This is a genomic window from Pseudomonas phytophila (assembly GCF_025643095.1).
Taxonomy (GTDB): domain Bacteria; phylum Pseudomonadota; class Gammaproteobacteria; order Pseudomonadales; family Pseudomonadaceae; genus Aquipseudomonas; species Aquipseudomonas quasicaspiana.
On the sequence record NZ_CP081201.1, the window covers coordinates 5,925,501 to 5,952,020 of the forward strand.

Here is a 26,520-nt window from a genome sequence, read left to right on the forward strand (position 1 = left end):
TGGACGCTATGTCCGGGCAGTGATTCTGTTTAAAAGCATAGGCCGGAGGCGTTAGCACAAGATTGCTAAAATTGCGGGATAAAACATTACTTGCGCAATTTTTAGCTTCGGATGAATAATTCAGCGCAATACAACCCAGGAAGGTGAACTTCGTGAGCAAACTCGACAGATATGATCTGAGTATTTTGGCGGAATTGCAGCGCGACGCGCGCATCTCCAATCAGGAGCTGGCTGAACGAATCGGTCTGTCCCCTTCGCCATGCTCGCGACGCGTAAAGCAGCTGGAAGACGATGGCTACATCGTCAGACAGGTTGCACTGCTGGACCGAAAGAAGCTTGGCCTCAATCTGACAGCCTACGTACTGATCGGCATGGATCGGCATACGCCCGACCGCTTCGAGAACTTTGAAGCACAGATTCGCAACCTGCCTCAGGTCCTCGAATGTAGCCTTGTGACCGGTATGGATGCGGACTATCAGTTGAAAGTCGTGGTAGCTGACATGGATCACTATCAAAAGCTGCTGTTAGGGCACCTTACCCGTATCGACGGTGTTACCAGCGTGAAATCGAGCTTCGTGCTCAATCAGGTGCTGGCCAGCACCGAGCTGCCTTTGGTGCATCTGCGCAACTGATTGGCTGGAGAGCGTGATGGAGCCTGAAGTTTACGAACAATGGATGATGACAAGCCTCATCACCCTTCTGGTCGGCTTCATGGGCTTCATCGTCTGGGACCTGGCGAAGAAGTCCAAAGCCGGACGATTCGGCACCCTCATCCTGTTCTTCGTGCTGGGCCTGGGGATTATGGCGTTTGTGATCAAGACGGTTGTGATTGCTTATCTTGAGAGCTAAAGCAATTTCATGAGGGAGCAGAGCTTGCTCGCGATAGGGCTGCACGCGATTCACTATAGACCGCGTTGCCTGTATCGTGAGCAAGCTCTGCTCCCACAAGGTCTAGACCTGCTCACAGCTTCGCGGGCACTTCCCGCCATTGCCCTTGATCCAGCCCTTCAATCGTCCAGTCACCAATCCTGACCCTAACCAGCCTTAGCGTCGGCAGACCTACCGCGGCAGTCATGCGCCGAACCTGTCGGTTACGGCCTTCCTTGATGATCAATTCCAGCCAACTGGTGGGCACGCTTTTGCGAAAGCGCACCGGAGGATCGCGTGGCCAGAGTTGTGGTTCGTCCAGTTGCCGAGCCTGAGCGGGCAAGGTCGGGCCGTCATTGAGCTGCACACCGTCACGCAATTGCTGCAACTGCTCGGCACTCGGCTCACCTTCAACCTGCACCCAATAGGTTTTTGGCAGTTTGTGTTTCGGGTCAGCGATGCGCGCCTGAAGCTGGCCGTCGTTGGTCAGCAGCAATAAACCTTCGCTGTCCCGATCCAGTCGTCCCGCCGGATAGATGCCGGGGATCTCTATGAAATCCTTGAGCGTCGCTCGCCCTTCTCCATCACTGAACTGAGTCAGCACATCGAATGGCTTGTTGAACAGGATGAGCTTAGGCTCGGCGGGCGGAGCCTTGGCGACACGGCGGGTTGCACCGGCATTGGCAGGCGATGGGCGACGAGCAGGAGGGCGCTGGGTACGGGACATGACAGTTTCGGTATTCGGAAAACAGAAAGGGCCACTTTAATGGCCCTTTCGTTCATCACCTAATAAATCAACGGAACGGCGGCTCATCGAAGCTGCGCAGTTTGCGCGAATGCAGCGAATTAAGCTGAGTACGCATCAGGTCCAGTGCTGCAATACCGATCTTCAAATGCTGGCTGACCGCACGCTCGTAAAACGCGTTGGCCGAGCCGGGCAGTTTGATTTCGCTGTGCAACGGCTTGTCCGAAACGCAGAGCAACGTGCCGTACGGCACCCGCAAGCGATAGCCCTGGGCTGCAATGGTGCCACTTTCCATGTCCACAGCCACTGCACGGGACAGGTTGATCAGCGGACGCTCCTGAGCCCAGCGCAGCTCCCAGTTACGGTCGTCATAAGTGAGAACCGTACCGGTACGCAGACGCTTCTTCAGATCGTCACCTCGCTCGCCAGTGATCTGCGCTGCAGACTCCTGAAGAGCCAACTGAACTTCGGCCAACGCCGGAATCGGAATATGAGGCGGCAGTACCCGGTCAAGAATCCCGTCGCGACGCATGTAGGCGTGAGCCAGCACGTAGTCGCCGATAGTCTGGGATTGGCGCAGCCCGCCACAGTGGCCGATCATCAGCCAGCAATGCGGACGCAGCACGGCGAGGTGATCGGTGATGTTCTTGGCGTTGGACGGACCTACGCCGATGTTGACCAGCGTGACGCCATGACCGTCTTCAGCAATCAGGTGATAAGCCGGCATTTGATACCGATGCCAGACCACGCTGGCGACGATGGCCTGCGCTTCACCGTGATCCATGCTCTTCTCGACGATGACGTTACCCGGCAGAACCATGCGTACAAAACGCGGGTCTTCACGCAGCTTTTCCAGCCCGTGGACGATGAACTGGTCAACGTAGCGGTGATAGTTGGTCAGCAGGATCCACGGCTGCACATGACGCCAGTCGCTACCGGTGTAATGCACCAGACGTCGCAGGGAAAAGTCCACGCGGGCGGCATCGAACAAGGCCAGCGGCAGAGGGTCGGTGTTGGCCCAGTCGTACAGACCGTCGGCGATGCCATCAGTGGCGGCAGACAAGTCAGTGCTGGGGAAAACCCGCGCCAACGCTGCGGCCGTTACGCCAGAACCCGCCAGTTCGTCGCCCTGCTCAACCACATAGGGATACGGGATGTTTTGCTCACTGACGCCGACTTCCACCGTAATCGTGAAGTCGTTCATCAATGGCCCAAGTTGTTCGAGCAGGTATTTGCGGAAGGCTGCCGGGTGAGTCACGGTCACGCTGTAGTTGCCGGGCAACTGAACCTTGGCATAAGCGCGAGTGGTCAGCGGCACTTCGCCCTGGCAGTGATAAGTCAGGCGCAATTCTGGATAACGGAACAGGGCACGCTGCTCGGCATCAGGCTCGATCCGGTCTTTCAGATACTGCTTGAGTGCCTTACTCAGCGCACTGGTTGCGCGCTCATGCAGCTCAGCAAGGCGATCCACGGCTTGTTCAGGCGTTTCAACGACAATAAAGGTTTCAGTCACAATTAGTATCCTTCTGATCTTGCAGTGGCCCATCTTGCCTGCATCGTGAAGGGAAGGCACTAGTGGCGTAGTATGGGAGGAATAGTCGTAGGACCGGCTTTAGCCGGGAGCGCAGTATTTCTGGCTGAGGATATTCAGCGAATGCCCTGACCTCCTCCCGGCTAAAGCCGGTCCTGAGCACTAGCACGGTCTATGTGGGAGCGAGGCTTGCCCGCGATAAAGACGCTGCGGTGTATCAGATAGAACAAGTCGCCCATATCGCGGGCAAGCCTCGCTCCCACAAGGATCCAGGCGATCCCGGCGGGTTATGTGCCTCGGCCAACCATCGGGGTGGATCGTGCAACGAGCGCTTGCACATCAACGCCTCTTGGCAAGGTGCCGTACACCGAACTCCGCGACGCCAGTCGACTGGCAATAAACGCATCACTGACCGCCGCATTGCCCGCTTCAAGCAACAGCTTGGCCTGCAGCGCCAGCGCAATGTCTTCGGTCAGTTGTCGAGCCCGGTACTGGATATCACCGGTATCCCGAAACGCGGCTTTCAAGCCATCGATATGCATCGCCAGATCCTGATCCCCATGCCCGTCGCCCAACTCGGCGAACAGGGTATCAAGCACGCCCGGCTCCCTGGACAGCGCCCGCAGCACGTCCAGGCATTGCACGTTACCGGAGCCTTCCCACGTGGAGTTGACCGGTGCTTCACGATAAAGCCGCGGCAGGATGCTGTCCTCGACATACCCCGCGCCGCCCATGCACTCCGCAGCCTCATTGATCATGGCCGGGGCTCGTTTGCAGATCCAGTATTTGCCCACTGCCGTCACCAACCGGGCGAAACGCGCCTCGTGCGGATCGTCCAGATGGTCAAGTGCGCGCCCCATGCGCATGCTCAAGGCCAGCGCGGCCTCGCTCTCCAGTGCCAGATCAGCCAGTACGTTCTGCATCAAAGGCTGTTCGGCCAACATCCGACCGCCAACACTGCGATGAGCGCAATGATGCGCGGCCTGGCTCAAGGCCTGACGCATCAGGGCACTGGACCCGACCATGCAGTCGAAGCGGGTCATACCAACCATTTCGATAATGGTCGGCACACCACGGCCTTCTTCACCGAGCATCCAGGCAAACGCCCCGCGGAATTCCACTTCGCTGGACGCGTTGGACCAATTGCCCAGCTTGTTCTTCAAACGCTGTATGTAAAACTCATTTCGGGTGTCATCCGGACGATGCCTTGGCAGCAGAAAACAGGTCAAGCCCTTGTCGGTCTGCGCCAGCGTCAGAAACGCATCGCACATCGGCGCCGAACAAAACCATTTGTGCCCGACCAGCTCATAAGCCTGGCCCGGGCCTGACGCTCCAACGGGATAGGCCCGCGTGGTATTGGCGCGAACATCGGTGCCACCCTGCTTCTCGGTCATGGCCATACCGATGGTCACGCCAGCCTTGTGCGCCATGCCGATATTTCGGGGATCGTATTCCCGTGCAAGGATTTTCGGCAGCCACCGTGCAGCCAGATCAGGCTGCACGCGCAGCGCCGGCACACTGGCAAAAGTCATGGTCAATGGGCATCCGCTACCAGCTTCGGCCTGACTGTGCAGGTAGCTCATGGCGGCGCGGGCAACATGGGCACCGGGTTGTGGATCAGTCCAGGGTAGCGACGGGATGCCATGCTCTACCGCCGTACTCATTAACTGGTGGTAAGCCGGATGGAACTCCACCAGATCAATACGATGCCCATACCGATCATGACTGGCGAAAACCGGCTTGTTCTGATTGGCGAGAAAACCCGCCTCCATCAGCGGCCCGCCCGCCAGCGCGCCATACGCGTCGATTCGGCCCTGAGCCCAACCGGCACCAAAGCACTCCGTCCATTGCTGCAGCGGCAGATCGATGCGATAGAGATTCGCGCCGTCCAGAGGGGGCGGCTGGTTGGTGACTTCGTGGGTTTCGGCGAACTGATGCAGGTTCATGGCGATATCCTCTCTGTCGGGTGCGCTTCGAGCACAACCAGACATGAAGTGAATCACGCACACCTCGCTTTAAAAAGCGCCATACACGACGAATCCACGGCGCTTTTGCCCTGCCTCTGTTAGTCAGCGCTGTGCAGTTTCACAGACGTTTCTGCAGGCGCGAAATTCCGCGCCGCGCATCCCAGCGTCACTTTGAGCGCAAAACAACTGCCCTCTCCCGGCGCTGAACTGTGGCTGAGCCGCCCGCCATGCAACTCAATCAACTGTCGACAAATAGCCAGGCCAATGCCCAACCCGCCGTATTGACGGGTCAACGAGCCGTCCACCTGAAAGAAGTGCTGATAGAGCGTCGACTCATCCAGCCGGGTAAAGCCTATGCCGCTATCGATAACCTCAATCAACAACTGCACCTGCTCTTCGCCTTGGGCCTGCTGCTGAACGCGGATTCTGACCGAGCCGAACTGGGTGAACTTGATCGCGTTGTCCAGAAGACATTCCATGCACTGGCGCAACTTATAGACATCCCCGATCAGACCGGCCCGCAACGGCTCCACCCACTCGACGATCAATTTAATCCCTTTATCCTGCGCAGCGTTGGTGAACTGCCCCTTGAGCCCATAAACAAGGCACCTTAAATCAAAGGATTCAGGCACGACATGAAGCCGTCCTGCCTGCAGCTCCGTCAGGGTCAGGATGCCATTCACCATGCCCATCATGTCCTGTGCAGAACTGGCAGCGGTCTGGTGATATGAAGAGAGTTCGGGATTCAATTCCACGGTCTGCATCAATTCCAGCGAACCAATCACGCCATTCATCGGGGTGCGCAGTTCGTGAGTCAGCGAGGCGAGGAACTCATCCTTGAGGCGATTGCTTGCTGCCAATTGCTGATTGGCACGTTCAAGGTTTTCCCCGGCCTCACGCATGATCTGCGCATGCTCCTCACGGCTCTGATTGATCCGCACAGCCAAGGCCATGGAAACCAGCGCAGCTTCCATGGCCGAACCGATCTGATTGGCGTACATCGTGAAAAAGTTGTGTGGCAGATAGCCCGCCAACATGCCGACGTGAATAACGCTGCCCAGCAGAAACGCTGTCCAGGCGAGGACAAAGTAACGAGCTTCACGTACCCCGTGACACATTGCAGTGATGCCAGCGACAAAAATCATCGAGGTAAAGATCAGCATCAACCCGCCATAAAGGCGAAACGCGAGGTTCAGGTTGGGTGACAAGCTCAATAGCATCACCACGCCTGCGGCGGCCATTACCAGTACAAGCGAATGATCGAGCCAAGTGCCGATTTTCCTGGTCTGCAGGAACGAACGGGCAAACTGACAAGCAAAAAGAACCGACATCATCAGCAGAAACAAGGGCGCAACGTTGGCCAGCCAGGGACTTTCCGGCCAGAGAAACTCGACACCGATGCCGTTGAGCGCCAGTTGATAAAGCCCGAGGGGGGCAATGTAAAGCACGTAATACAGATAACTGACGTCACGCACACCCAGATAGATGCACAGGTTGTAGATCAGCATCACCAGAAGCACGCCGTACAGCACACCCAACACATACATGCGCGGGGGTTGATCTTCCAGAAAGGCACTGCTGTCCCAAAGACTCAGCGGGACTTGAATAGAACCGGCGCTTTTTACGCGCAAGTAGATAGTCTTGGTTTGCCCGGGCTCCAGACTGACTTCAAACAGGTAATTGGCCTGTTTGATCTGTCGGCTGGAGAACGGCAACATGTCCCCGGTCTGCCAGGCAAGGTGCTGGGTGCCGATGGCATCGGGCAGGTAAAAATCCACGTAATCCATGGGCGGATAGGCGAGCTCTACCATCCAGTCACGGTGCGCGGTTACGTCTCTGGGCATATAGCGCAAATCCACCCTGAGCCAGAAGGCAGAGTTGGAAAAGCCAGCGTTGAGGGTGTCACTGTCGAGGGCTCGAAAACTCGACGCCATTGCCGCCGAGCTGACATCACTGATCGTCGCTTCGCCGCTGACATCTTCAAACACCTGAACTGCACGGCCTAACGCCAGGCTGCGAGTGCTCTCGTCGAATTCGACGGCACTGGCTAGCTGCGACAACAAGGCGACCAGCATGATCAACAAATAGCGCATAAAGCCCCGGATAGATTCGTCAGTTGACGCCGCTGGCCCCCTTCCATTGGAGCGACGCTTTCTGCGATTCCTGATTTTTTTAGAGTAGCTCCAGACAGACTGAAACAACGAACTCAATGCGGGCCTGTTTGTGCAGACCTGCTCACCTCAAACAGCAGTACCGGGTTAATGCCATCACTATTTCATGCCAACGCGTTAAAGCATAGCTGCCTAATGGTCTTATGCATTAATTTATGAAAACTCCTTAAAGGCTCTATCTAGGCACTTACAGACAGACCGACCTTTTTTCAGAGTAAATTCATGCGCTGAACGTCGCGTCAGAATTTCTATCGGCTGTATGAAAATTCCGAGTCCACTGAGCGGTGCCCAAAAAAGTTTAGTGGTAAGCTCGCGCACCATGAATATCTATAGCTCCCGCCCTGTTGTCCTCTGCCTCTCCGGCCACGATCCAAGTGGTGGTGCCGGTCTGCAAGCAGATATCGAAGCATTGCTCGCCCAGGGTTGCCACGCAGCTCCGGCAATCACCGCCTTGACCGTTCAAGACACCGTGAATGTCACCGATTTCAGGGTGCTGGACCGCGAATGGGTGTTGGCGCAAGCCAACGCCGTACTCAACGACTCGACTGTCGCCGCAGTGAAGCTGGGTATGCTCGGTTCGCTGGAAATGGTCGATACCGTCGTAGAGCTGCTTGAAGCGCATCCGCACCTGCCGATGGTCTGCGACCCGGTGCTACGTGCGGGCGGCGGTGGACGGTTGGGCAAGGATGAAGTCGGCTATGCCATGCGTGAGCGCTTGCTGCCGCTGGCAACCATTGCGACGCCCAATCTGCCGGAAGCCCGAATTCTGGCCGAGCTGCCGGAAGGCACAGCCGACGAGTGCGCCGAGAAGCTGCTGCCATTTTGCGAGCATCTGTTGATCACCGGCGGCCATGGTGATGAAGTGGAAGTCCATAACCGCTTATATATCCGTGGTGGTGAAACACGCACCTTCATCTGCCAGCGCCTGCCTGGCAGCTACCACGGCTCCGGCTGCACACTGGCCAGCGCCCTGGCGGGCCGACTGGCGCAAGGTGAAAACCTGATCAGCGCCGTGCAGACCGCGCTTGACTACACTTGGCGCACGCTGCGCGATGCTGAACAGCTGGGTAAAGGACAATTTGTTCCCCGTCGCCTGCCCCTGGACTTCTGTTCGTAACGCCACGTGATGAGGCTTTTTCTATGAAACTACGTGGCTTGTATGCCGTTACCGACAGTCGCCTGCTGGCTGGCAAATTCCTGTCTTACGTCGAAGCCGCCCTTGATGGCGGCGTTACACTGCTGCAGTACCGTGACAAGTCCGGCGATGAATCCAAACGCCTGCGTGAAGCCACCGCTCTGCTGAGGCTTTGCGAGCAGTACAAAACCCGTTTGATTATCAACGATGACGCCGAGGTTGCGGCTCGTCTGGGTGTTGGCGTGCACATGGGTCAAACCGACGGATCACTGACCGACGCCCGCGCACTGCTGGGCCACAAGGCGATTGTCGGCGCGACCTGCCACGGCAGTCTCGCAATGGCTGAGAAAGCCAAGGCGGACGGTGCGACTTATCTCGCGTTCGGACGTTTCTTCAACTCGACGACTAAACCCGACGCCCCGGCCATCGAGCTGGACGTTCTGACTCAAGCCCGGGCCCGCTTCAATATGCCGATTGCCGTCATCGGTGGCATCACCCTGGAAAATGCTCCCCATCTGGTGGAGCACGGTGCCGACCTGTTGGCCGTGGTGCACGGCTTGTTCGGTGCCGAAAATACTCAGGAAGTTACCCGCCGCGCCCGCGCCTTCAACGCCTTGCTTTCCAGCCGCTAATCGCGCCCGGCCCTTATTTCGATTACGTAAGAGATTTAATTATGTCCCGCTCTGAAACCTTGTTCGCCAATGCTCAAAAACACATTCCCGGTGGCGTTAACTCGCCCGTACGGGCCTTCAAAAGCGTCGGCGGCACGCCGCTGTTCTTCAAACACGCGGTCGGTGCGTATGTCACCGACGAAGACGACAAGCGTTATGTCGACTACGTGGGTTCGTGGGGGCCGATGATCCTCGGCCATAGCCACCCGGAAGTGCTGGATGCCGTACGCAGTCAGTTGGAACACGGTTTGTCCTATGGCGCGCCCACCGCCATGGAAACCGAAATGGCCGATCTGGTCTGCTCCATCGTGCCTTCGATGGAGATGGTCCGCATGGTCAGCTCGGGCACCGAAGCGACCATGAGCGCCATTCGTCTGGCCCGCGGTTATACCGGCCGCGACAGCATCATCAAATTCGAAGGCTGCTACCACGGCCACTCCGACAGTCTGCTGGTCAAAGCGGGCTCCGGTGCACTGACCCTCGGTGTGCCAAGCTCGCCGGGCGTACCGGCAGCATTCGCCAAACACACGCTGACCGTACCGTTCAATGATCTGGACGCCGTTAAAGAGCTGCTGGCCGAAGTAGGCCAGGAAGTCGCGTGCATCATCGTTGAGCCGGTTGCGGGCAACATGAACTGCGTACCGCCAGCACCGGGTTACCTGCAAGGCCTGCGCGCACTGTGCGACGAACACGGCGTGGTGCTGATTTTTGACGAGGTCATGACCGGTTTCCGCGTGGCCCTTGGCGGCGCGCAGGCTTATTACGGCGTAACACCAGACCTGAGCACCTTCGGCAAGATCATCGGCGGCGGCATGCCCGTCGGCTGTTTCGGCGGCAAGCGCGAAATCATGTCGCACATCGCGCCACTCGGCCCGGTTTATCAGGCAGGGACGCTGTCCGGTAACCCGCTGGCCATGGCAGCTGGCCTGACCACCTTGCGCCTGATCAGCCGTCCGGGCTTCCACGACGAACTCAGCGACTTCACCCGTCGCCTGCTCGAAGGCCTGCAACAACGCGCCGACGCTGCCGGCATTCCGTTCGTGACCACCCAGGCGGGCGGCATGTTTGGTCTGTACTTCAGCGAAGCCAAGGAAATCGTCACCTTCAATGACGTGATGACCAGCGACGCCGATCGCTTCAAGCGCTTCTTCCACTTGATGCTCGAAGGCGGCGTGTACCTGGCGCCAAGCGCATTCGAAGCAGGCTTCACCTCCATTGCCCATGGCGAAGAAGAGTTGAAGTTGACGCTGGATGCGGCCGAGAAGGCGTTTGCGGCGCTGAAATAAGGGCAGCACATGACCAACTGTGGGCGAATTCATTCGCGAAGGCGGTTTTACAAACGATGATTTTCTGTCATATGTACCGGCCGCTTCGCGAATGAATTCGCTCCCACAGGATTTAATCGTATCGTTACCCCCGCAAAACCGGGCTTTTCAGCCCCGCGCAGCAGAAAAACAGTAAAGACTTTGTAAGGTTGGCCTCGCTTATTTCATAATGCGCAGCCAGCACGTTTAGCTGGACGGGCACGCCCGCACCTTTTTCAGAGGTAAGTCGATTCCCATGAACCGCACCGGCCGCACCCTTGCATTGGGCTGCCTGTTGCTTATTCATCCCCTGCTGGCGAATGCAGGCGGCAACTCGTTGTTAATCCCAGCGGTGGGTCGTTGCACCCTCAATACCCAGCCAGACAACCTGCCTGCGGCGCTTTCGGCGTGTCAGCAAGCGGCTCAGTCCGGGGATGCACAAGCACAATACGAGTTGGGCGAGTTTTACTACGACGGTAAACACGCGCCACAAGACTTGCCCAAGGCACTTGGTTATTTCGAGCAGGCTTCGCTGCAGGGTCACGCGCAGTCGCAGTATCAGCTCGGCTTGATGTTCTCCAAGGGGGAAGGCGTGCAGGCCAACAATGTTCAGGCGTATATCGTACTGAAGATGGCCTCGGTCAACGGCTCCGAAGACGCACTGGACGCTGCCGACGAAGTCGCCGAGCACATGCAGCGCGACGAACTTGAAGTAGCCACTCAAGTGCTGGGACAGATTTTCCGCAAGTACTTGCTGGAATTGCAGACCGCAGAAGGGCGTACGCCGTTTGCTCCACTGCCGTAGAAATCACCGCAGTTCTGACACAAACCGTTAGCCCGGCCTTCTACCTCGGAAAAACTTAAGACATTTCCTGTAGGGCATTTCCCAAACCGCTCTCCATGCATTGAGTGCCCGTCGCTCATCAGCCACTCTCCCGCCCCTCGCTCAGGGTCGGGCTTGAGATTACACGCTCCGCCATCTGGATCCTGGCCTCTACTCGCCAGCCCAAGGCAGGAGCCTGCATGACAAATCCTCACATAACGCCGCGTGGCCACATGGCCAATCTGGTCGCCAGGGCCAAACCCGCCGAGGCGCCCGATGCTGGCGGATTTTGTCCGCTGATGAGTCAGACCCTGCAACTGTTACCCGTGCGTTATGGCCTGGTGGAAGACCTAGATCCGTCCATCGAAATCGCCATGCCTTACAAACTGCGGGCTCTGCCTTTGGGGTTTCGTCTGTTGCGGGACGGCTATATGTACATCATCGACAGCGCCACAGGCCTGCTGCATGAGTACCAGTTAACCAATGGCTCCGTGACTGCGCTGTTGTTCAAGGGCGATCAAGTCAACAAGGATCGGCGCGCTGACGTGATCGAAGCTGAACCGGCGCTGGCGTTCTCTCGCAGCAGCGTTCTGCACGCCTCTTTTTCCGAGGTCCAGTGGACGGCCTTCAAATGCGCACAGGTGATGAAGGTTTCCACCGAGCGCGGGCACTTCATGCAGCGCGTCAGCTTTGAAAATATTCAGCGCGGCGATGCCCGGGACCTGTTCGACGACCGAAAAATGGCCGTGTGGCTGGCGGAAAGCAGCGGCAGTTGGGCGGACAGACCGGACGACACGTCAACGAAGATTCCCTACGCCTGGGAACACACACCGCTGTATCGCCAGACCATTCTTGAAGAGTTCACCAGCCAGATCACCACGGCCCACAAACGCGATTTCCTGTTTCTGGCCGTACGTGATGACGTCGGCGTGATGCGTGATCTGGCGCAGTATCAGGATCAGGTGGTCGGCCAGATCGGAAAGTGGGCGCTGAGCCAGCAAGGCGAGGTCGAGCGCGACTACTTGCTGGGCTGCTACATCGAATCGCTCACTCAGATTAACGAGGAGGATCTGAACGAACGCGCTAAAAAGGAGCGGACGCTCAAAACCTTGCTTGATGACTTGGAAACCCTGCCCGAGCCTGAGCAAACTCTGACCCGTAATACGTTGCGAGAGGTGATGAGCCAGGATAACCGGCAGGAAGCGGGGGCCTATTTCAATGATCCCGACATACCAGCAGACCTGCTGGAACGCCTCGAAAAAGCCAAACCGGACCGACTGAGCATGGACGACGGCATCGAGGCCCGAGCCAGTACCATTCAGCAATATCAGCTTGAACAACGCTTCGTCGGCACCAGCCCGGACTTCATCGCCCGGCATCGCAAAACCCTCTGGAAGCTGTATCGCCAGATGGACAAACCCACTAAAGACGCACTATACGGCGCCAAATTCGGCCAGCGCGGCATCAATGACCTGATCGACCGCCCGCGCATGGATGCCTTTCTCAAGCAGCAACGGGGAATCCTTCAGCCACTGAACGAGCTACTGGAAAAGATCACCCAGGATCGAATCGATCTGCTGCTCAAAAACCGCCTGCATCGAGCGATCTGGTATTACGACATCGAAGACAGCGAGCAGGTTGATCACGCCCTGCTCACCGAATACGCCTGCCTGAAAGACATCTGCCGCAGCGACAAAGCCGTTGATTCGGTCCTGGATTGGCTGAACAACAATCCGGCCATGTCCCGCCCGATGTTTTACGCCGCGCCGTTGAGTGCGCAAACCGAGCTGGGCGTGCAGTTTGCAGTATTCACAAATGCGAGCTGGTTGTTTTTCAAGGACGCACCGCAATGGCTGGAACGCCTCAAGCAATGGGGTGCAGGCCTTGTGCTCGACACCAGGCGGCTATCGCCCGCCTCTCAAGTCAACCTCACTGCTGCCTGGGGCACGCTGGCTCCCGCATTGCAGATGGGCATTCAGCAGGCGGTGCAGGCCTTCTTGCAGCAGATGGAAAAAGGCCAGCTGCCGGATATGGACGCGCTGTTTCGCAGCCTGCCCAAGGCGGCGGGCGTAGCGATTCTTGATGCAGCACGCCGGGAGAACGTGACCTTTCAGGTGGCCAGCGCCGAAGACCTGCAAAACCTTGGCAAGACCGTCAAAGCCGTGCAGCAGCATCGTGATCGCCTGCGCACCTTGACCAGTATGTCCCGCGAGCGCAGGGCCGCAGACCGTTCCTGGCACCTGAGTCCCGATGCCAACTGGTTTAAAGAGCAACGCCATACCACCCGACAGTCCTTGGCTGAACTGGAACAACAACTCGCCAAGGCCATGAGCCCGGTAGCTGAGCTGCCGACCGACTCAACTCACCTGCAATCCGCATCATCCGGCAAGCCAGGGTTGGCGCTGGTGTTTCCGGCGCAGCAGCATCGGGAGGTTCAGTCGGTGCTGGAGAGTTATCGAAAGGGTGTGGTCGTGGCGCCGACGGCCGGGCTGCTCGGAGATGGGGCTGGGTTGTTGGTGTTTGTGGCGCAGGCGGTGAATTTGGTTGTGGTGCAGAGGGAGGTTTTTTCGCAGCCAAAGAGTTCTAGAGACCTAATGCCTTTCCTTAATTCTCTTGCGGCGACCATAGCCGCAGGATTTGGCGCAGCGCAGGGTATTGCAGACACGGCGCTTGGCGCCCACGCCGCAGAGCTGGCGAAAAACTTCAAGAAAGCTGAACTGCTCGGTGTTCATGTGCAAATGGGGAAATTGCATATTGGCCTTGGAATGGCGGGCTACGTCGCAGGGATCATTGCTGCCACTACGAGCCTTGCGAGTTCCCATAAAAATTGGCAAGACTCAGTGCGCCGCGGTAATAGCGATGCGCAGATTGGGGCCACCATCAGCATGCTGGGCAATAGCGGCTTTCTGGCTAGCAACAGTTATGGCTTCGCTCAAACGATTCAAACTTTCAGCCATGTTCTAGCCGCAGAGGCTGGAACCGCTGCGAGGACAGCCGCTTGGGCGGCAGCAGGTGTGCGCCTGTCCACGGTGTTTTTACGTTTCAACCTGGCAGGAATTTTGTTTACTGCCCTGGAGCTATCCGGCAGTTGGTACTACAACCGCAACAACCTAAACCGGCATGATCGCTGGCTGCTGAGCACACCATGGGGCCAAGGGCAGGACCCCGACCTGTGCCTTTCTTTACCTCTTGCTCATTATTTAAAAGAACTACGCGCGCATTACCAGGCCCCACGTATGCAAATCATCCCGAGCAGCGATGACGCACCTCGCCGGTTCTTGCTGCATTTCCCGACACTGTTTACTGCTGAGCTGACAAACCCCCTTGGCAGTCATGCCAGCGCTACCGTGCTCAACATTGGTGGCTATCAATGGATACGCAAAATCGAAGGCCAAATAGGCAGGCCAGAGCGCTGGAGCCCTCTAGGCACCGCCCTGGAGGATCGTCTGCACATCAAGGCGCGCAACCCACTGATCGTGGAATTGACGGATGTGCGCAGCCTTATCAATTCAGACCTGCCCAGCCACACCGACATCGTGCTCTCAATCCAGCTGGGACCCATCACTTCAAAAGGGCAGCACGAGGCCAACGTGTATGAGGTGCGCTTCCCGGTTTTTGGCGAAAGCGGCGACTTTCCGGCGTTGGACCTCGACCCACCGGGAGAGCAATGCAAGTACTTCGCTATCCATCCCGACCTCATGTCAGAGGTGAAAAAATAAGATGGAAAAAAAGACATGACTGGCCCGCCGCCCATTAATCATGCCCCGAGCGCTGGCATGCTGGAGGTATTCCCAACCGGTCAGGTGACTTATTTGGCCCCATTGCCGTTACCCACCGACCTGCCGGCGCAGGATTACGGCGGCGCCGTGGGAGAAGTAAACGACGGGTATCTGAATTTTGGAGTCGGTTTGCCCGCTGTTTTCGCTTGGCAAATGGGCCTTGGGACACCTTTCTGGGCGATCTGGTTCTATGGGCTTTTTGCACCTTTTTTCACATGGTTTCTAGGGATTGTTAACGGAAACTCAATGGGGGACTCCCTGGAGTTTGCGCTGGAAGTAGTGCCTTACACGCTGAAAATGGGAGGATGGGGCGCATTAGTCGCTTTAATCATCTACCTCGCAATAACCTTCAACCACTTAAACAAATACAAAGAAGTAATCCCCACCCGCTTCAACCGTCAACGCCGCGAAGTTTGCTTCGTCCCCAACGGCCAAACAGAGCCCATCTTCGTCCCGTGGGAATCGCTATCCGCCTGGGTCGTGCAGGCCCGGAGCGTGACGCAGTACGGCATGGACATCCGCTACGCCATGGGTGTGGGGTTCTATCATCCGCCCCACGATGAGCATTACAGCCTGGAGTTTTTCTGCGCCGGGTTTGATCTGGCGGTGTGCAACTGGGAAGCGATTCGGGCGTACATGGAATATGAGGTTCACACCCTGAAGGAAATCCAGGACCCACTGGACCTGCAAAACCCCGGCGATCCGCCCCATGAAGGGCTGCATACGTTTTACAACGCTCGGGAGCGCATGCGGCGTCGTCGCAAGAATCGCGAGGTTGGGTTCTTCTATCCGTTCTGTTGGTACACGTACCACGTGCTGACCCTGTGGACCTTGCCCAACCACCTCACCGAATGGGAAATCCGCCGGATCAAAAGCATCGGCCGCGCAGTCATTCCGGAGGCGATGAAAAGCTGGTCCGAGCCGCTGCCAGAAGCGCAATGGGCCAAGCCCAGTGAAGAATTGCAGCGTCTGAGCCAGGCGGTAAAGGATCTTCGAGAGCAAAAGCCCAATCAGAACCTTACGGCACGATTTACCGAGGCGCAGTCCAACGCCGGAAAGCGAGGATAAAAGGGACGAAGGCTTACTTATCCGGCATCGGTACAGGAAATGGCATCACGTTGCTGGTGCCGCGGGCTTCGCTGATCTTTGGTGTGCCGATTCGCTCGACTTCGTCGATGCGCACAATTGAATGCATGGGCACAAAGCTGCGCACTACGCCTTCGAACTGCGCCTTGAGCTTCTCTTCGCTTGGGTCTACCACAACGGTCGTGCGCTCGCCAAAGACGAATTCCTCTACTTCAAGGAAACCCCACAGATCGCTCTGATAGATCTGCTTGGCGTACATTTCGAACACCTGGCCCTGGTTGAGGAAAATCACTTTGTAGATTGGAGCTTCGCGTTTGGTCATAAAGGGCGGGTAAGAATCGGGGACATAAAAAGAGGGCGCGAACTATAGCATGCCCGTTCGGTAGAGGACGCTAGGAAGCGGAGACCGACGCCACTATAATGCGCGGTTCTTTGAACCACCTGATGACGGACGCATGGCCAAGAAGCTTTATATCGAAACCCACGGTTGCCAGATGAACGAGTACGACAGCTCGCGCATGGTCGATCTGCTGGGCGAGCATCAGGCCCTGGAAGTCACCGCTCGCGCGGAAGATGCCGACGTCATCCTGCTCAACACCTGCTCCATCCGCGAACGCGCCCAGGACCGGGTTTATTCCCAACTGGGCCGCTGGCGTGAGCTGAAACTGGCCAACCCGGAGATGGTGATCGCTGTCGGCGGTTGCGTTGCCAGCCAGGAAGGCGCAGCAATCCGTGATCGCGCGCCCTACGTGGATGTAGTTTTTGGCCCGCAAACCCTGCACCGCCTGCCGGAAATGATTGATGCGGCACGCTTCACGCGGTTGCCGCAGGTTGATGTCTCGTTCCCGGAAATCGAAAAGTTTGATCACTTGCCCGAGCCCCGTGTAGATGGCCCGAGCGCGTACGTGTCGGTCATGGAAGGCTGCAGCAAGTACTGCACTTTCTGCGTGGTGCCTTACACCCGTGGTGAAGAGGTCAGCCGTCCATTCGATGACGTCGTGGCCGAGGTGATTCATTTGGCTGAAAACGGCGTGCGGGAAGTGACGCTACTGGGTCAGAACGTCAACGGTTATCGCGGTACGACCCATGACGGCCGCGCCGCCGACCTGGCCGATCTGATCCGGGTTGTCGCTGCCGTCGATGGCATCGACCGTATTCGTTACACCACCTCGCACCCGCTGGAATTCTCCGACAGCCTGATCCTGGCTCATGCCGAAGTGCCGGAGCTGGTCAAACACCTGCATTTGCCGGTTCAGTCGGGCTCGGACCGTATTCTGGCAGCGATGAAGCGCAACCACACCACGCTTGAATACAAATCCAGAATCCGCAAGCTCAAGGCTGCCGTACCAGGGATCAGCATCAGTTCGGACTTCATCGTCGGCTTCCCGGGCGAAACAGATAAAGACCATGAGAACACCATGAAGCTCATCGCTGATGTCGGCTTCGACTTCTCGTTTTCCTTCATCTACAGCCCGCGCCCCGGCACTCCGGCAGCGGATCTGGCAGATGAGACTCCCGAAGCGCTGAAAAAAGAACGCCTGGCCGCCCTTCAGCACCGACTGAACCAGCAGGGTTTCGAGATCAGCCGACAAATGGTCGGTAGCACCCAGCGCATCCTCGTGACCGACTACTCGAAAAAAGACCCAGGCGAACTGCAGGGCCGTACCGAGAACAACCGGATCGTGAATTTCCGTTGCGACAACCCCAAGCTGATCGGCCAGTTTGCTGACGTACACATCGACGACGCCCAGCCGCACTCGCTGCGCGGGTCGTTGCTGAATTGAGTGTGAGCGTATTGCTGGAATGAATTCTGTGGGAGCGAATTCATTCGCGAAGGCGTTCTGTCCGGCAATGATTTGTCGGATGTACCGCCCCTTCGCGGATGAATCCGCTCCCACACAGACTGTGTGAAAACGTAGCGAGCGACGGCAAGACAAGGCAAAAACAGGCGAAAAACGGCCGGGGTCGCGTCCGACTCTAGTGTTCTAAATGAGCATTTTTCGCCTGTTTTTAACGCAGTATTGCCGAGCGCAGTAGTTTTCACACAGTCTGCACAGGTTTTGCGCTCCTCATGACGTTGCGCAACCTTTATCAAGTCAGAGCTTTCGCACACAGGTCACAGGGTTTATCCTTCGTTTCACCTTAATTGCCCCAGGGCGGCTAAAAACGACCTTGAACGTACAAGTCGAACCACATCGTTTCATCCTCGAACCTTTCGAGGCTCATCGCTTCGCAAATCTCTGCGGGCAACTCGACGAGAATCTGCGTCTCATCGAACAGCGCCTGAACATTGAGATCCGTAACCGCGGAAATCAGTTCGAGTTGATTGGCGAGCCCAAGCAAACCACCTCAGCCGAAAACCTGTTGCGCCGCCTTTATCGGGAAGCCAAAAGCTCTGAACTGTCGCCCGACATGGTCCACCTGTTCCTGCAGGAATCCGGCGTAGAAGAGCTGGACAACCACCCGGCGGCCGACCCAGGCGTCGCCCTGCGCACCAAAAAAGGCATGATTCGCCCGCGTGGCCTGAATCAGCAGCGCTACGTTAAAGAAATTCTTGGGAACGACATCAACTTCGGCATCGGTCCGGCCGGTACCGGCAAGACGTACCTTGCCGTAGCCTGTGCCGTTGACGCGCTTGAACGTGAACAGATCCGACGCATTCTGTTGGTGCGACCGGCCGTAGAAGCGGGTGAAAAGCTCGGTTTCCTGCCCGGTGATCTGGCACAGAAAATCGACCCTTACCTGCGCCCGTTGTATGACGCGCTTTACGAGATGCTGGGCTTCGAATACGTCGCCAAGCTGATCGAAAAGCAGGTTATCGAAGTTGCACCGCTGGCGTACATGCGCGGTCGTACGCTCAATAACAGCTTCATTATTCTCGACGAAAGCCAGAACACCACGGTCGAGCAGATGAAGATGTTCCTGACCCGTATCGGTTTCGGCTCCACCGCAGTGATCACGGGTGACATTACTCAGGTCGACCTGCCAAAAGGCACCAAGTCGGGCCTGACCCATGTCATCGAGGTGCTCAAGGACGTGCAGGGAATCAGTTTCACGCACTTCAAGCCAAAGGATGTGGTGCGTCACCCGCTGGTGCAGCGCATCGTCGAGGCCTATGAGCGCTTCGAAGACCGCAACAGCGATGCGCCCCCAGCTACGAACAATTCCTCTCGGGAATACCGCCGCGATGCTTGAGCTGGACCTGCAAGTTGCAAGTGAAGCAAGCGTCCCCAGCGAAGCCCAGTTCCGCCTTTGGTGCGAAATGGGCTTGCGCCAACGCAGCGCCGATTCCGAGCTGACCATCCGGCTGGTGGATGAAACCGAAGGCCGTGAGCTTAATCACACGTGGCGACACAAAGATTACGCGACTAACGTCTTGTCGTTCCCCGCTGACGTGCCCGACGACATGCTGGATATTCCGCTGCTCGGCGATCTGGTCATCTGTGCCCCGGTTATTGCCCGCGAAGCAACGGAACAAGGCAAAGCGTCAGATGCGCACTGGGCGCACATGGTGATTCACGGCTGTCTGCATCTGTTGGGTTACGACCACATCGATGATGAAGAAGCCGAAGAAATGGAAGCACTGGAACGAACGTTGCTTGAGGAGTTGGGCTATCCCGATCCTTATGCCGATGACGAACACGACGAAACTCCACATTCAGCAATACCAAGCAAGGACAACGAGTAAGGGCTATGAGCGAAGATCGATCGAGCAACGGGCAAAAGTCATGGCTGGGTAAGCTCACCCAGGCTTTTGCCCATGAGCCGAAAAACCGCCAGGAGCTGCTTGAGCTGCTGCGCGAAGCCCATCAGAACAAACTGCTGGACAGCGAAGCGCTGGCCATCGTCGAAGGCGCCATTCAGGTCGCTGACCTCCAAGTCCGGGACATCATGGTCCCGCGCTCGCAGATGATCAGCATCAAGGCCAGCCAGACGCCGCGGGAGTTCCTCCCCGCCGTCATCGATGCCGCCCACTCCCGCTATCCAGTCATCGGCGAAAGCCACGATGATGTACTCGGCGTGCTGCTCGCCAAAGACCTGCTTCCGTTGATCCTCAAGGAAGACGGCGGCGAAGGCGATATCAAGAATTTGCTGCGCCCTGCTACCTTCGTCCCGGAATCCAAGCGCCTGAACGTACTGCTGCGTGAATTCCGTGCCAACCACAATCACATGGCCATCGTTATCGACGAATACGGCGGTGTGGCAGGTCTGGTGACCATTGAAGACGTGCTGGAACAGATCGTTGGCGATATTGAAGACGAGCACGATGTCGAGGAAGACAGCTACATCAAACCGCTGCCCAGCGGCGACTTCCTGGTCAAGGCGCTTACGCCCATCGAAAGCTTCAACGAGTTTTTCGACAGCGAGTTCTCAGATGATGAATTCGACACGGTCGGTGGCCTGGTGATGAGTGCTTTCGGGCATCTCCCCAAGCGTAATGAAATCACCGTAATCGGCGCGTACCGTTTCCGGATTCTCAACGCTGACAGCCGTCGTATCCACTTGCTGCGTCTGAGCCCTGTCACACGCTCGTAACGCTCTCTCCGCTTTAAGGAATGTAAATGCGCTGGATCACCCACCCCGGCTGGCCCGGTAACCTGCTGGCCGTGGTGGCTGGCGCGCTTACCACCCTCGCCCTTGCACCCTACGATATCTGGCCGCTGGCGCTGGTTGCGCTCGCCCTGTTTTATCTGGGCCTGCGCAATCTGAGCCCGCGTCAGGCGCTGGGTCGGGGCTGGTGCTTCGGTTTTGGCCTGTTCGGCGCTGGCACCAGCTGGATCTACGTCAGTATCCATAACTTCGGCGGTGCTTCGGTGCTGCTCGCCGGGTTCCTGATGCTGCTGTTCATTGCCTGCATCGCTTGGTTCTTCGCCCTGCCCGCCTGGCTGTGGGCCCGCTGGATTCGCCGCAACGAAGCACCGCTGGCCGACGCACTGGCTTTCGCTGCCTTGTGGTTGGTCCAGGAGGCATTTCGCGGCTGGTTCCTCACCGGCTTCCCGTGGCTTTATTCCGGTTACAGCCAGCTTGACGGCCCATTGGCAGGCCTCGCGCCGCTTGGCGGGATGTGGCTGGTGTCCTTTGCGCTGGCACTGACCGCGGCGCTGCTGTGCAATCTTTCACGGTTGCGGACACGCAAATCATTTCTGGCGGTTGGCGTGGTGTTGCTGGTCGCGCCCTGGATTACCGCCTTGGCCTTGAAAAACCATGCCTGGACTTCGCCCGCTGGTGCACCACTGAAAGTTGCCGCTATTCAAGGCAACATCGAACAACACATGAAGTGGGACCCCGAGCAGCTTAATGCGCAATTGGCGCTCTATCGCGACATGACCTTCCGCTCGCAGCAGGCGGATCTGATCATCTGGCCGGAAACAGCAGTGCCGGTGCTCAAAAGCTCTGCCGAGGGCTATCTGAAGATGATCGGGCAGTTCGCGACAGAGCGCGGTTCGGCGCTGATTACCGGCGTCCCGCTGCGTGAAACCAATGACCGCGGCAGCTACAGCTATTACAACGCAATCACCGTAGTCGGTGAGGGCCAAGGCACCTACATGAAGCAGAAGCTGGTGCCCTTTGGTGAATACGTTCCTTTGCAGGACCTGTTGCGTGGCCTCATCGCCTTCTTTGACCTGCCGATGTCCGACTTTGCGCGCGGCCCAAGTGATCAGGCGATGCTGCAAGCCAAGGGCTACCAGATCGCGCCCTTCATTTGCTATGAAGTGGTGTATCCGGAGTTCGCGGCCGGGCTTTCCGCGCAAAGCCAATTGCTGCTGACGGTGAGTAACGACACGTGGTTCGGCACCTCCATTGGGCCACTTCAACACCTGCAAATGGCGCAGATGCGAGCACTGGAAGCCGGTCGCTGGATGATCCGCGCTACCAACAACGGCGTGACGGCATTGATCGATCCGTTCGGCAAGATCACCACGCAGATCCCGCAATTCGAACGCGGTGTGATGTATGGCGAAGTCGTGCCCATGCAGGAATTGACGCCTTACCTGCGCTGGCGCTCATGGCCACTGGCGATTGTCTGTGCGCTGTTGATTGGCTGGGCGCTGGTGGCGAGCCGGATTTCCAAGACGGTCTGATTACACCTGTGGATGAGATTTCTGTGGGAGCGGTGCTTGCCCGCGATGCATGAGACGAAGCTTGAAGACATACCGCGTTATCGTTTATCGCGGGCAAGCACCGCTCCCACAAGGAATGCATTCCAAATGGAATTCAGGGATAAACCCACGGATAAACCAGCAACCCCGCCGCTTCATTAAGCAATTGCCCGCTCTGCCAGATCGCCCGGCTTTCCGGCAGCCAGCCGCCAAAGACGCGTGCGTTGTCGGCACTTAAAAACCCAACGGGTGCGCCAACTACGGTAAATCCGGCTTTTTCAAAGCTCCAGATGGAGCGCGGCATGTGCCAGGCCTGAGTCACGATCACCACCCGCTTGATACCCAAAGGCTGCAACATCGCCGCCGTCATCGTAGCGTTCTCCCAGGTCGTGCGACTCGAACCTTCCTGCCAGCGAACCTGCACGCCGAAGTCGTTTTCCAAAGACTCAGCCATGATGGCCGCCTCACTCGGCGGTTCGCCGTAATGCAGGCCACCTGTCGTCAGGATCGGCAGGCCGGATGCCTTGGACAGCCTGGCCGCATAGCGCATACGTTCAAGGGCCACACCTGTGGGGATATCAGCTCCCCAGCTCGGATCATTACGCTCGCGGCCCGACCCGAGAATTACAATCGCGTCAGCTCGTTGCGCCAGGGTCGCCCATTCGCCAAGTGGCAGAGGCGGAACCGTCTCGATCCCGCGGGCCGCAGTCTCCACAACCACCGGCAAACTCATCAGCCACAGTCCGCCCAGCCCTACCGCAAAACAGCTCGCAGCCAGACGCGGCCGGGCCCGGCGCAGATAAAACGCCACCAGCAACAGCAGGAAGAAAATACCGGGCGGCAGGACAATTGCTTTGATCAAATAGCGGACAGGCATCAGGCATCTCCAGAAGATGCCCGAAGCCTAGAAGGATTGACGCCAAGCAACAATGCTTGTGATGCAGACTTGTAGCCCGCGAACGTTAACGCCTGAAGAGATTGCTTGAATTGTGACGGTTCAACCTGGCCAATGACATGGCTCGCTTCTTGTCCTTCAGCCAGATTACCTTGGCTGAAGATGACGGCACCGATGCCGCCTCAGCGGGCTCCCGTGAAACGATGAAACTCCCTGGCACATCAGGGCTTACGTCACCACCTGCCGCAACGCCAGCGTTATTCAAATAGGCTTCAATCAAATCGAACTCGGCACGACTCAGGCCACGGAGTTCAAGCTCCTCAGGCCACTCGTCACGAAGTCGTACTGCAATATCTGCCGTTTCCAGAGCAAGGCCCAGCCGATTAATCAAACGTTCGTACAGATCATGAGTTGTATCTGTGTGCTGCAGCTCTGTCATCCGCTCACCTCATCGAAGATAAAACATACCCTCGATATTGAGCTTAGCGCCGCTGTCAAAACCGGTGCATTGCTGCGACAAACGGCGGCTGACTGCCGCTGAACTGGCCCTCTCGAGCAAACGGCCACGTAAATCAGGGTTTCCCTCGATAGTCGGCGCTCATGTATGCTACGGCGCTTCCTGTAATTCCACTTCCGCTCGCTCGAGCCCGAAAGCACCGCACAGGCAGTTTCCATTGTCCGGCAGCGGTGCCGACCTGAATCGGCGATGCAACGAAGAGGTCAAGGGTCACCAATCTTTAGTAAAAAGTAGCCATGCACGAACTCTATCAGCCCCGTGAAATCGAAGCCGCCGCCCAAACCTTCTGGGACGAGCAAAAGTCTTTTGAAGTCAGTGAACAGCCAGGCAAGGAAACCTTCTATTGCCTATCGATGTTTCCTTACCCTAGCGGCAAGCTACACATGGGGCACGTGCGCAACTACACCATTGGTGACGTGATCGCTCGCTACCAGCGTATGCAAGGCAAGAATGTCCTGCAGCCAATGGGCTGGGACGCATTCGGCATGCCGGCAGAAAACGCCGCGATGAAAAACAACGTCGCGCCAGCCAAGTGGACCTACGAAAACATCGCCTACATGAAGACCCAGCTGAAAAGCCTCGGTCTGGCGATCGACTGGTCCCGCGAAGTCACCACCTGCAAACCAGACTACTACCGTTGGGAACAGTGGCTGTTCACGCGCCTGTTCGAAAAAGGCGTGATCTACCGCAAGAACGGCACCGTGAACTGGGACCCGGTTGACCAGACCGTTCTGGCCAACGAACAAGTCATCGATGGCCGCGGCTGGCGTTCGGGCGCAATCATCGAGAAGCGCGAAATTCCGATGTACTACTTCAAGATCACCGCTTATGCGGATGAGCTGCTGGAGAGTCTCGACGAGCTGCCGGGCTGGCCCGAGCAGGTCAAAACCATGCAACGTAACTGGATTGGCAAATCCCGTGGCATGGAAGTTCAGTTCCCGTACAACCAGGCTTCCATTGGTGAAGCCGGCGCGCTGAAAGTTTTCACCACCCGTCCGGACACCCTGATGGGCGCGACTTATGTCGCCGTTGCCGCCGAACATCCGCTGGCTACCCTGGCCGCGCAGCACGATCCGCAGCTGCAAGCATTCATCAACGAATGCAAAAGTGGCAGCGTCGCCGAAGCCGACGTTGCCACCCAGGAAAAGAAAGGCCTGCCGACCTCGTTGTTCGTCGAGCACCCACTGACCGGCGAAAAGCTGCCCGTCTGGGTCGCTAACTACGTACTGATGCATTACGGCGACGGCGCTGTAATGGCAGTCCCTGCACACGACGAGCGCGACTTCGAGTTCGCCTCGAAATACGACCTGCCAATCAAGGCCGTAGTCCGCACCGGCGCAGGCGATGAAACACCTGCTCCGTGGCAGGCGGCTTACGGCGAGCACGGCACGCTGATCAACTCCGGCGAGTTCGATGGCCTGGATTTCGCTGGCGCATTCGACGCGATGGAAGCAGCACTGACCAAGAAGAGTCTCGGTCAGTCCCGCACCCAATTCCGTCTGCGCGACTGGGGCATCAGCCGCCAGCGCTACTGGGGCTGCCCGATCCCGATCGTGCATTGCGACACCTGCGGCGACGTGCCTGTTCCAGAAGATCAACTGCCCGTTGTATTGCCTGAAAACGTCGTACCCGATGGCGCTGGTTCGCCATTGGCGCGCATGCCTGAGTTCTACGAGTGCAGTTGCCCGAAATGCGGCGCACCGGCCAAGCGTGAAACCGACACCATGGACACCTTCGTGGAGTCCTCGTGGTATTACGCTCGTTACGCCTCGCCTCACTACGAAGGCGGTCTGGTCGATCCTGCTGCGGCTAACCACTGGCTGCCGGTTGACCAGTACATTGGCGGTATCGAGCACGCCATCCTTCACCTTCTGTATGCGCGCTTTTTCCACAAGCTGATGCGCGACGAAGGCCTGGTGACCTCGAACGAACCGTTCAAGAACCTGCTGACTCAGGGCATGGTCATCGCCGAAACCTACTATCGCCTTGAAGCCAACGGCAGCAAGACCTGGTTCAACCCGGCAGATGTAGAGCTTGAGCGCGACAGTAAAGCCAAGATCGTCGGCGCCAAACTGATCAGCGACGGCCTGCCCGTCGAGATCGGTGGCACCGAGAAAATGGCCAAGTCGAAAAACAATGGCGTCGACCCTCAGTCGATGATCGATCAGTACGGCGCCGATACCTGCCGCCTGTTCATGATGTTCGCCTCGCCACCTGACATGAGCCTGGAATGGTCCGACTCCGGCGTTGAAGGCTCGCATCGCTTCCTGCGTCGCGTCTGGCGCCTGGCGCAGAGCCACGTTACTCAGGGTCTGCCAGCAGCGCTGGACATCGCCTCTCTTGATGACGGCCAGAAAGTCATTCGCCGTGCGATCCACCAGGCGATCAAGCAGGCTAGCCAGGATATTGGTCAGCACCAAAAATTCAACACCGCCATTGCCCAGGTGATGACGCTGATGAACGTGCTGGAAAAAGCCCCGCAGGCCTCCGCTCAGGATCGCGCCCTGATTCAGGAAGGTCTGGAAACAGTTGCCCTGCTGTTGGCACCGATCACACCGCACATCAGCCACGAGCTATGGAACAAATTGGGCCACAGCACGCCTGTTATCGACGCTGGCTGGCCGGTTCTGGATCAAACTGCATTGGTTCAAGACAGCCTGCAACTGGTCATTCAGGTTAACGGCAAGTTGCGCGGTCAGATCGAAATGCCAGCCAGCGCTACCCGCGAAGAAGTCGAAGCGGCTGCCCGTGCCAACGAGAACGTATTGCGCTTCGTCGATGGCCTGACCATCCGCAAAGTCATCGTAGTGCCCGGCAAACTGGTCAATATCGTCGCAAGCTGATGGGATCGAGCGCCCGACGATCGGGCGCTGAACATATTTCCTGGGTTCGCACAGTCGGCCCAAACGGATTCAAGGGGAGCATCAA

Annotated in this window: 21 protein-coding genes; 14 read left to right on the forward strand and 7 right to left on the reverse strand. The window is 57.6% G+C overall.

Annotated features, from left to right (window positions below; all coding sequences use genetic code 11):
* Positions 1-152 precede the first annotated feature (152 nt).
* Positions 153-632, forward strand: a complete 480-nt coding sequence (locus tag K3169_RS26675) for an Lrp/AsnC family transcriptional regulator (RefSeq protein ID WP_027901835.1) — start codon at positions 153-155, stop codon at positions 630-632.
* A 16-nt stretch (positions 633-648) separates the two neighbouring features.
* Positions 649-849 carry a DUF2788 domain-containing protein gene (locus K3169_RS26680; protein WP_027901836.1) on the forward strand — a complete coding sequence of 67 codons (201 nt, stop codon included), beginning with the start codon at positions 649-651 and terminating at the stop codon, positions 847-849.
* 112 nt (positions 850-961) lie between these two features.
* On the opposite strand, the gene K3169_RS26685 is transcribed toward K3169_RS26680, so the two are convergent.
* The 4 genes from K3169_RS26685 to K3169_RS26700 all read right to left on the reverse strand — a co-directional run bounded on the left by K3169_RS26685 (position 962) and on the right by K3169_RS26700 (position 7,203).
* Positions 962-1,594, reverse strand: coding sequence for a pseudouridine synthase (locus K3169_RS26685; RefSeq protein ID WP_027901837.1), 633 nt, complete (start codon positions 1,592-1,594; stop codon positions 962-964).
* 67 nt (positions 1,595-1,661) lie between these two features.
* The gene (gene amn, locus K3169_RS26690; RefSeq protein ID WP_176560639.1) at positions 1,662-3,158 is read right to left on the reverse strand and encodes an AMP nucleosidase; all 1,497 of its coding nucleotides are present in this window, start codon (positions 3,156-3,158) and stop codon (positions 1,662-1,664) included.
* Positions 3,159-3,430: 272 nt separating this feature from the next.
* Positions 3,431-5,089, reverse strand: a complete 1,659-nt coding sequence (locus K3169_RS26695) for an acyl-CoA dehydrogenase family protein (RefSeq protein ID WP_263268917.1) — start codon at positions 5,087-5,089, stop codon at positions 3,431-3,433.
* A gap of 119 nt (positions 5,090-5,208) precedes the next feature.
* Positions 5,209-7,203 (reverse strand): hybrid sensor histidine kinase/response regulator, encoded by a 1,995-nt coding sequence (locus K3169_RS26700; protein WP_263268919.1) that lies wholly within the window; start codon positions 7,201-7,203, stop codon positions 5,209-5,211.
* 397 nt (positions 7,204-7,600) lie between these two features.
* Here K3169_RS26700 and K3169_RS26705 point away from each other — a divergent pair, with 397 nt between their 5' ends.
* The 6 genes from K3169_RS26705 (at position 7,601) to K3169_RS26730 (ending at position 16,061) form a co-directional block, all read left to right on the forward strand.
* Positions 7,601-8,398, forward strand: coding sequence for a hydroxymethylpyrimidine/phosphomethylpyrimidine kinase (locus K3169_RS26705; RefSeq protein WP_122396824.1), 798 nt, complete (start codon positions 7,601-7,603; stop codon positions 8,396-8,398).
* Between the two features lie 23 nt (positions 8,399-8,421).
* Complete coding sequence (gene thiE, locus K3169_RS26710; RefSeq protein ID WP_263268921.1) at positions 8,422-9,048, forward strand: thiamine phosphate synthase; 627 nt, start codon at positions 8,422-8,424, stop codon at positions 9,046-9,048.
* Positions 9,049-9,089: 41 nt separating this feature from the next.
* Positions 9,090-10,373, forward strand: coding sequence for a glutamate-1-semialdehyde 2,1-aminomutase (gene hemL / locus K3169_RS26715; protein WP_027899835.1), 1,284 nt, complete (start codon positions 9,090-9,092; stop codon positions 10,371-10,373).
* A 274-nt stretch (positions 10,374-10,647) separates the two neighbouring features.
* The gene (locus K3169_RS26720; protein ID WP_027899834.1) at positions 10,648-11,196 is read left to right on the forward strand and encodes a tetratricopeptide repeat protein; all 549 of its coding nucleotides are present in this window, start codon (positions 10,648-10,650) and stop codon (positions 11,194-11,196) included.
* Between the two features lie 218 nt (positions 11,197-11,414).
* The gene (locus tag K3169_RS26725; protein ID WP_263268924.1) at positions 11,415-14,933 is read left to right on the forward strand and encodes a toxin VasX; all 3,519 of its coding nucleotides are present in this window, start codon (positions 11,415-11,417) and stop codon (positions 14,931-14,933) included.
* A 15-nt stretch (positions 14,934-14,948) separates the two neighbouring features.
* Positions 14,949-16,061 carry a hypothetical protein gene (locus tag K3169_RS26730; protein ID WP_263268926.1) on the forward strand — a complete coding sequence of 371 codons (1,113 nt, stop codon included), beginning with the start codon at positions 14,949-14,951 and terminating at the stop codon, positions 16,059-16,061.
* 13 nt (positions 16,062-16,074) lie between these two features.
* On the opposite strand, the gene K3169_RS26735 is transcribed toward K3169_RS26730, so the two are convergent.
* Complete coding sequence (locus K3169_RS26735) at positions 16,075-16,401, reverse strand: DUF1820 family protein (protein WP_027902336.1); 327 nt, start codon at positions 16,399-16,401, stop codon at positions 16,075-16,077.
* Positions 16,402-16,534: 133 nt separating this feature from the next.
* On the opposite strand from K3169_RS26735, the gene miaB reads away from it, so the two are divergent.
* The 5 genes from miaB (at position 16,535) to lnt (ending at position 22,162) form a co-directional block, all read left to right on the forward strand.
* The gene (gene miaB, locus K3169_RS26740) at positions 16,535-17,863 is read left to right on the forward strand and encodes a tRNA (N6-isopentenyl adenosine(37)-C2)-methylthiotransferase MiaB (protein WP_099268228.1); all 1,329 of its coding nucleotides are present in this window, start codon (positions 16,535-16,537) and stop codon (positions 17,861-17,863) included.
* A 388-nt stretch (positions 17,864-18,251) separates the two neighbouring features.
* Positions 18,252-19,274, forward strand: a complete 1,023-nt coding sequence (locus K3169_RS26745; RefSeq protein ID WP_122397727.1) for a PhoH family protein — start codon at positions 18,252-18,254, stop codon at positions 19,272-19,274.
* Positions 19,267-19,767 (forward strand): rRNA maturation RNase YbeY, encoded by a 501-nt coding sequence (gene ybeY / locus K3169_RS26750; protein WP_263268930.1) that lies wholly within the window; start codon positions 19,267-19,269, stop codon positions 19,765-19,767. The genes K3169_RS26745 and ybeY overlap by 8 nt, the downstream gene beginning before the upstream one ends.
* A gap of 5 nt (positions 19,768-19,772) precedes the next feature.
* Positions 19,773-20,615: an HlyC/CorC family transporter gene (locus K3169_RS26755; RefSeq protein WP_027902332.1), complete on the forward strand. Its 843-nt coding sequence runs from the start codon at positions 19,773-19,775 to the stop codon at positions 20,613-20,615.
* Between the two features lie 26 nt (positions 20,616-20,641).
* Positions 20,642-22,162 (forward strand): apolipoprotein N-acyltransferase, encoded by a 1,521-nt coding sequence (gene lnt / locus K3169_RS26760; RefSeq protein WP_231675628.1) that lies wholly within the window; start codon positions 20,642-20,644, stop codon positions 22,160-22,162.
* 133 nt (positions 22,163-22,295) lie between these two features.
* On the opposite strand, the gene K3169_RS26765 is transcribed toward lnt, so the two are convergent.
* Positions 22,296-23,057, reverse strand: a complete 762-nt coding sequence (locus tag K3169_RS26765; protein ID WP_263268933.1) for a YdcF family protein — start codon at positions 23,055-23,057, stop codon at positions 22,296-22,298.
* Between the two features lie 85 nt (positions 23,058-23,142).
* A complete protein-coding gene (locus K3169_RS26770; protein WP_231675630.1) occupies positions 23,143-23,514 on the reverse strand; it encodes a hypothetical protein in 372 nt (123 codons plus the stop codon).
* Between the two features lie 314 nt (positions 23,515-23,828).
* Here K3169_RS26770 and leuS point away from each other — a divergent pair, with 314 nt between their 5' ends.
* Positions 23,829-26,435, forward strand: coding sequence for a leucine--tRNA ligase (gene leuS, locus K3169_RS26775; RefSeq protein WP_231675631.1), 2,607 nt, complete (start codon positions 23,829-23,831; stop codon positions 26,433-26,435).
* Positions 26,436-26,520: the final 85 nt, after the last annotated feature.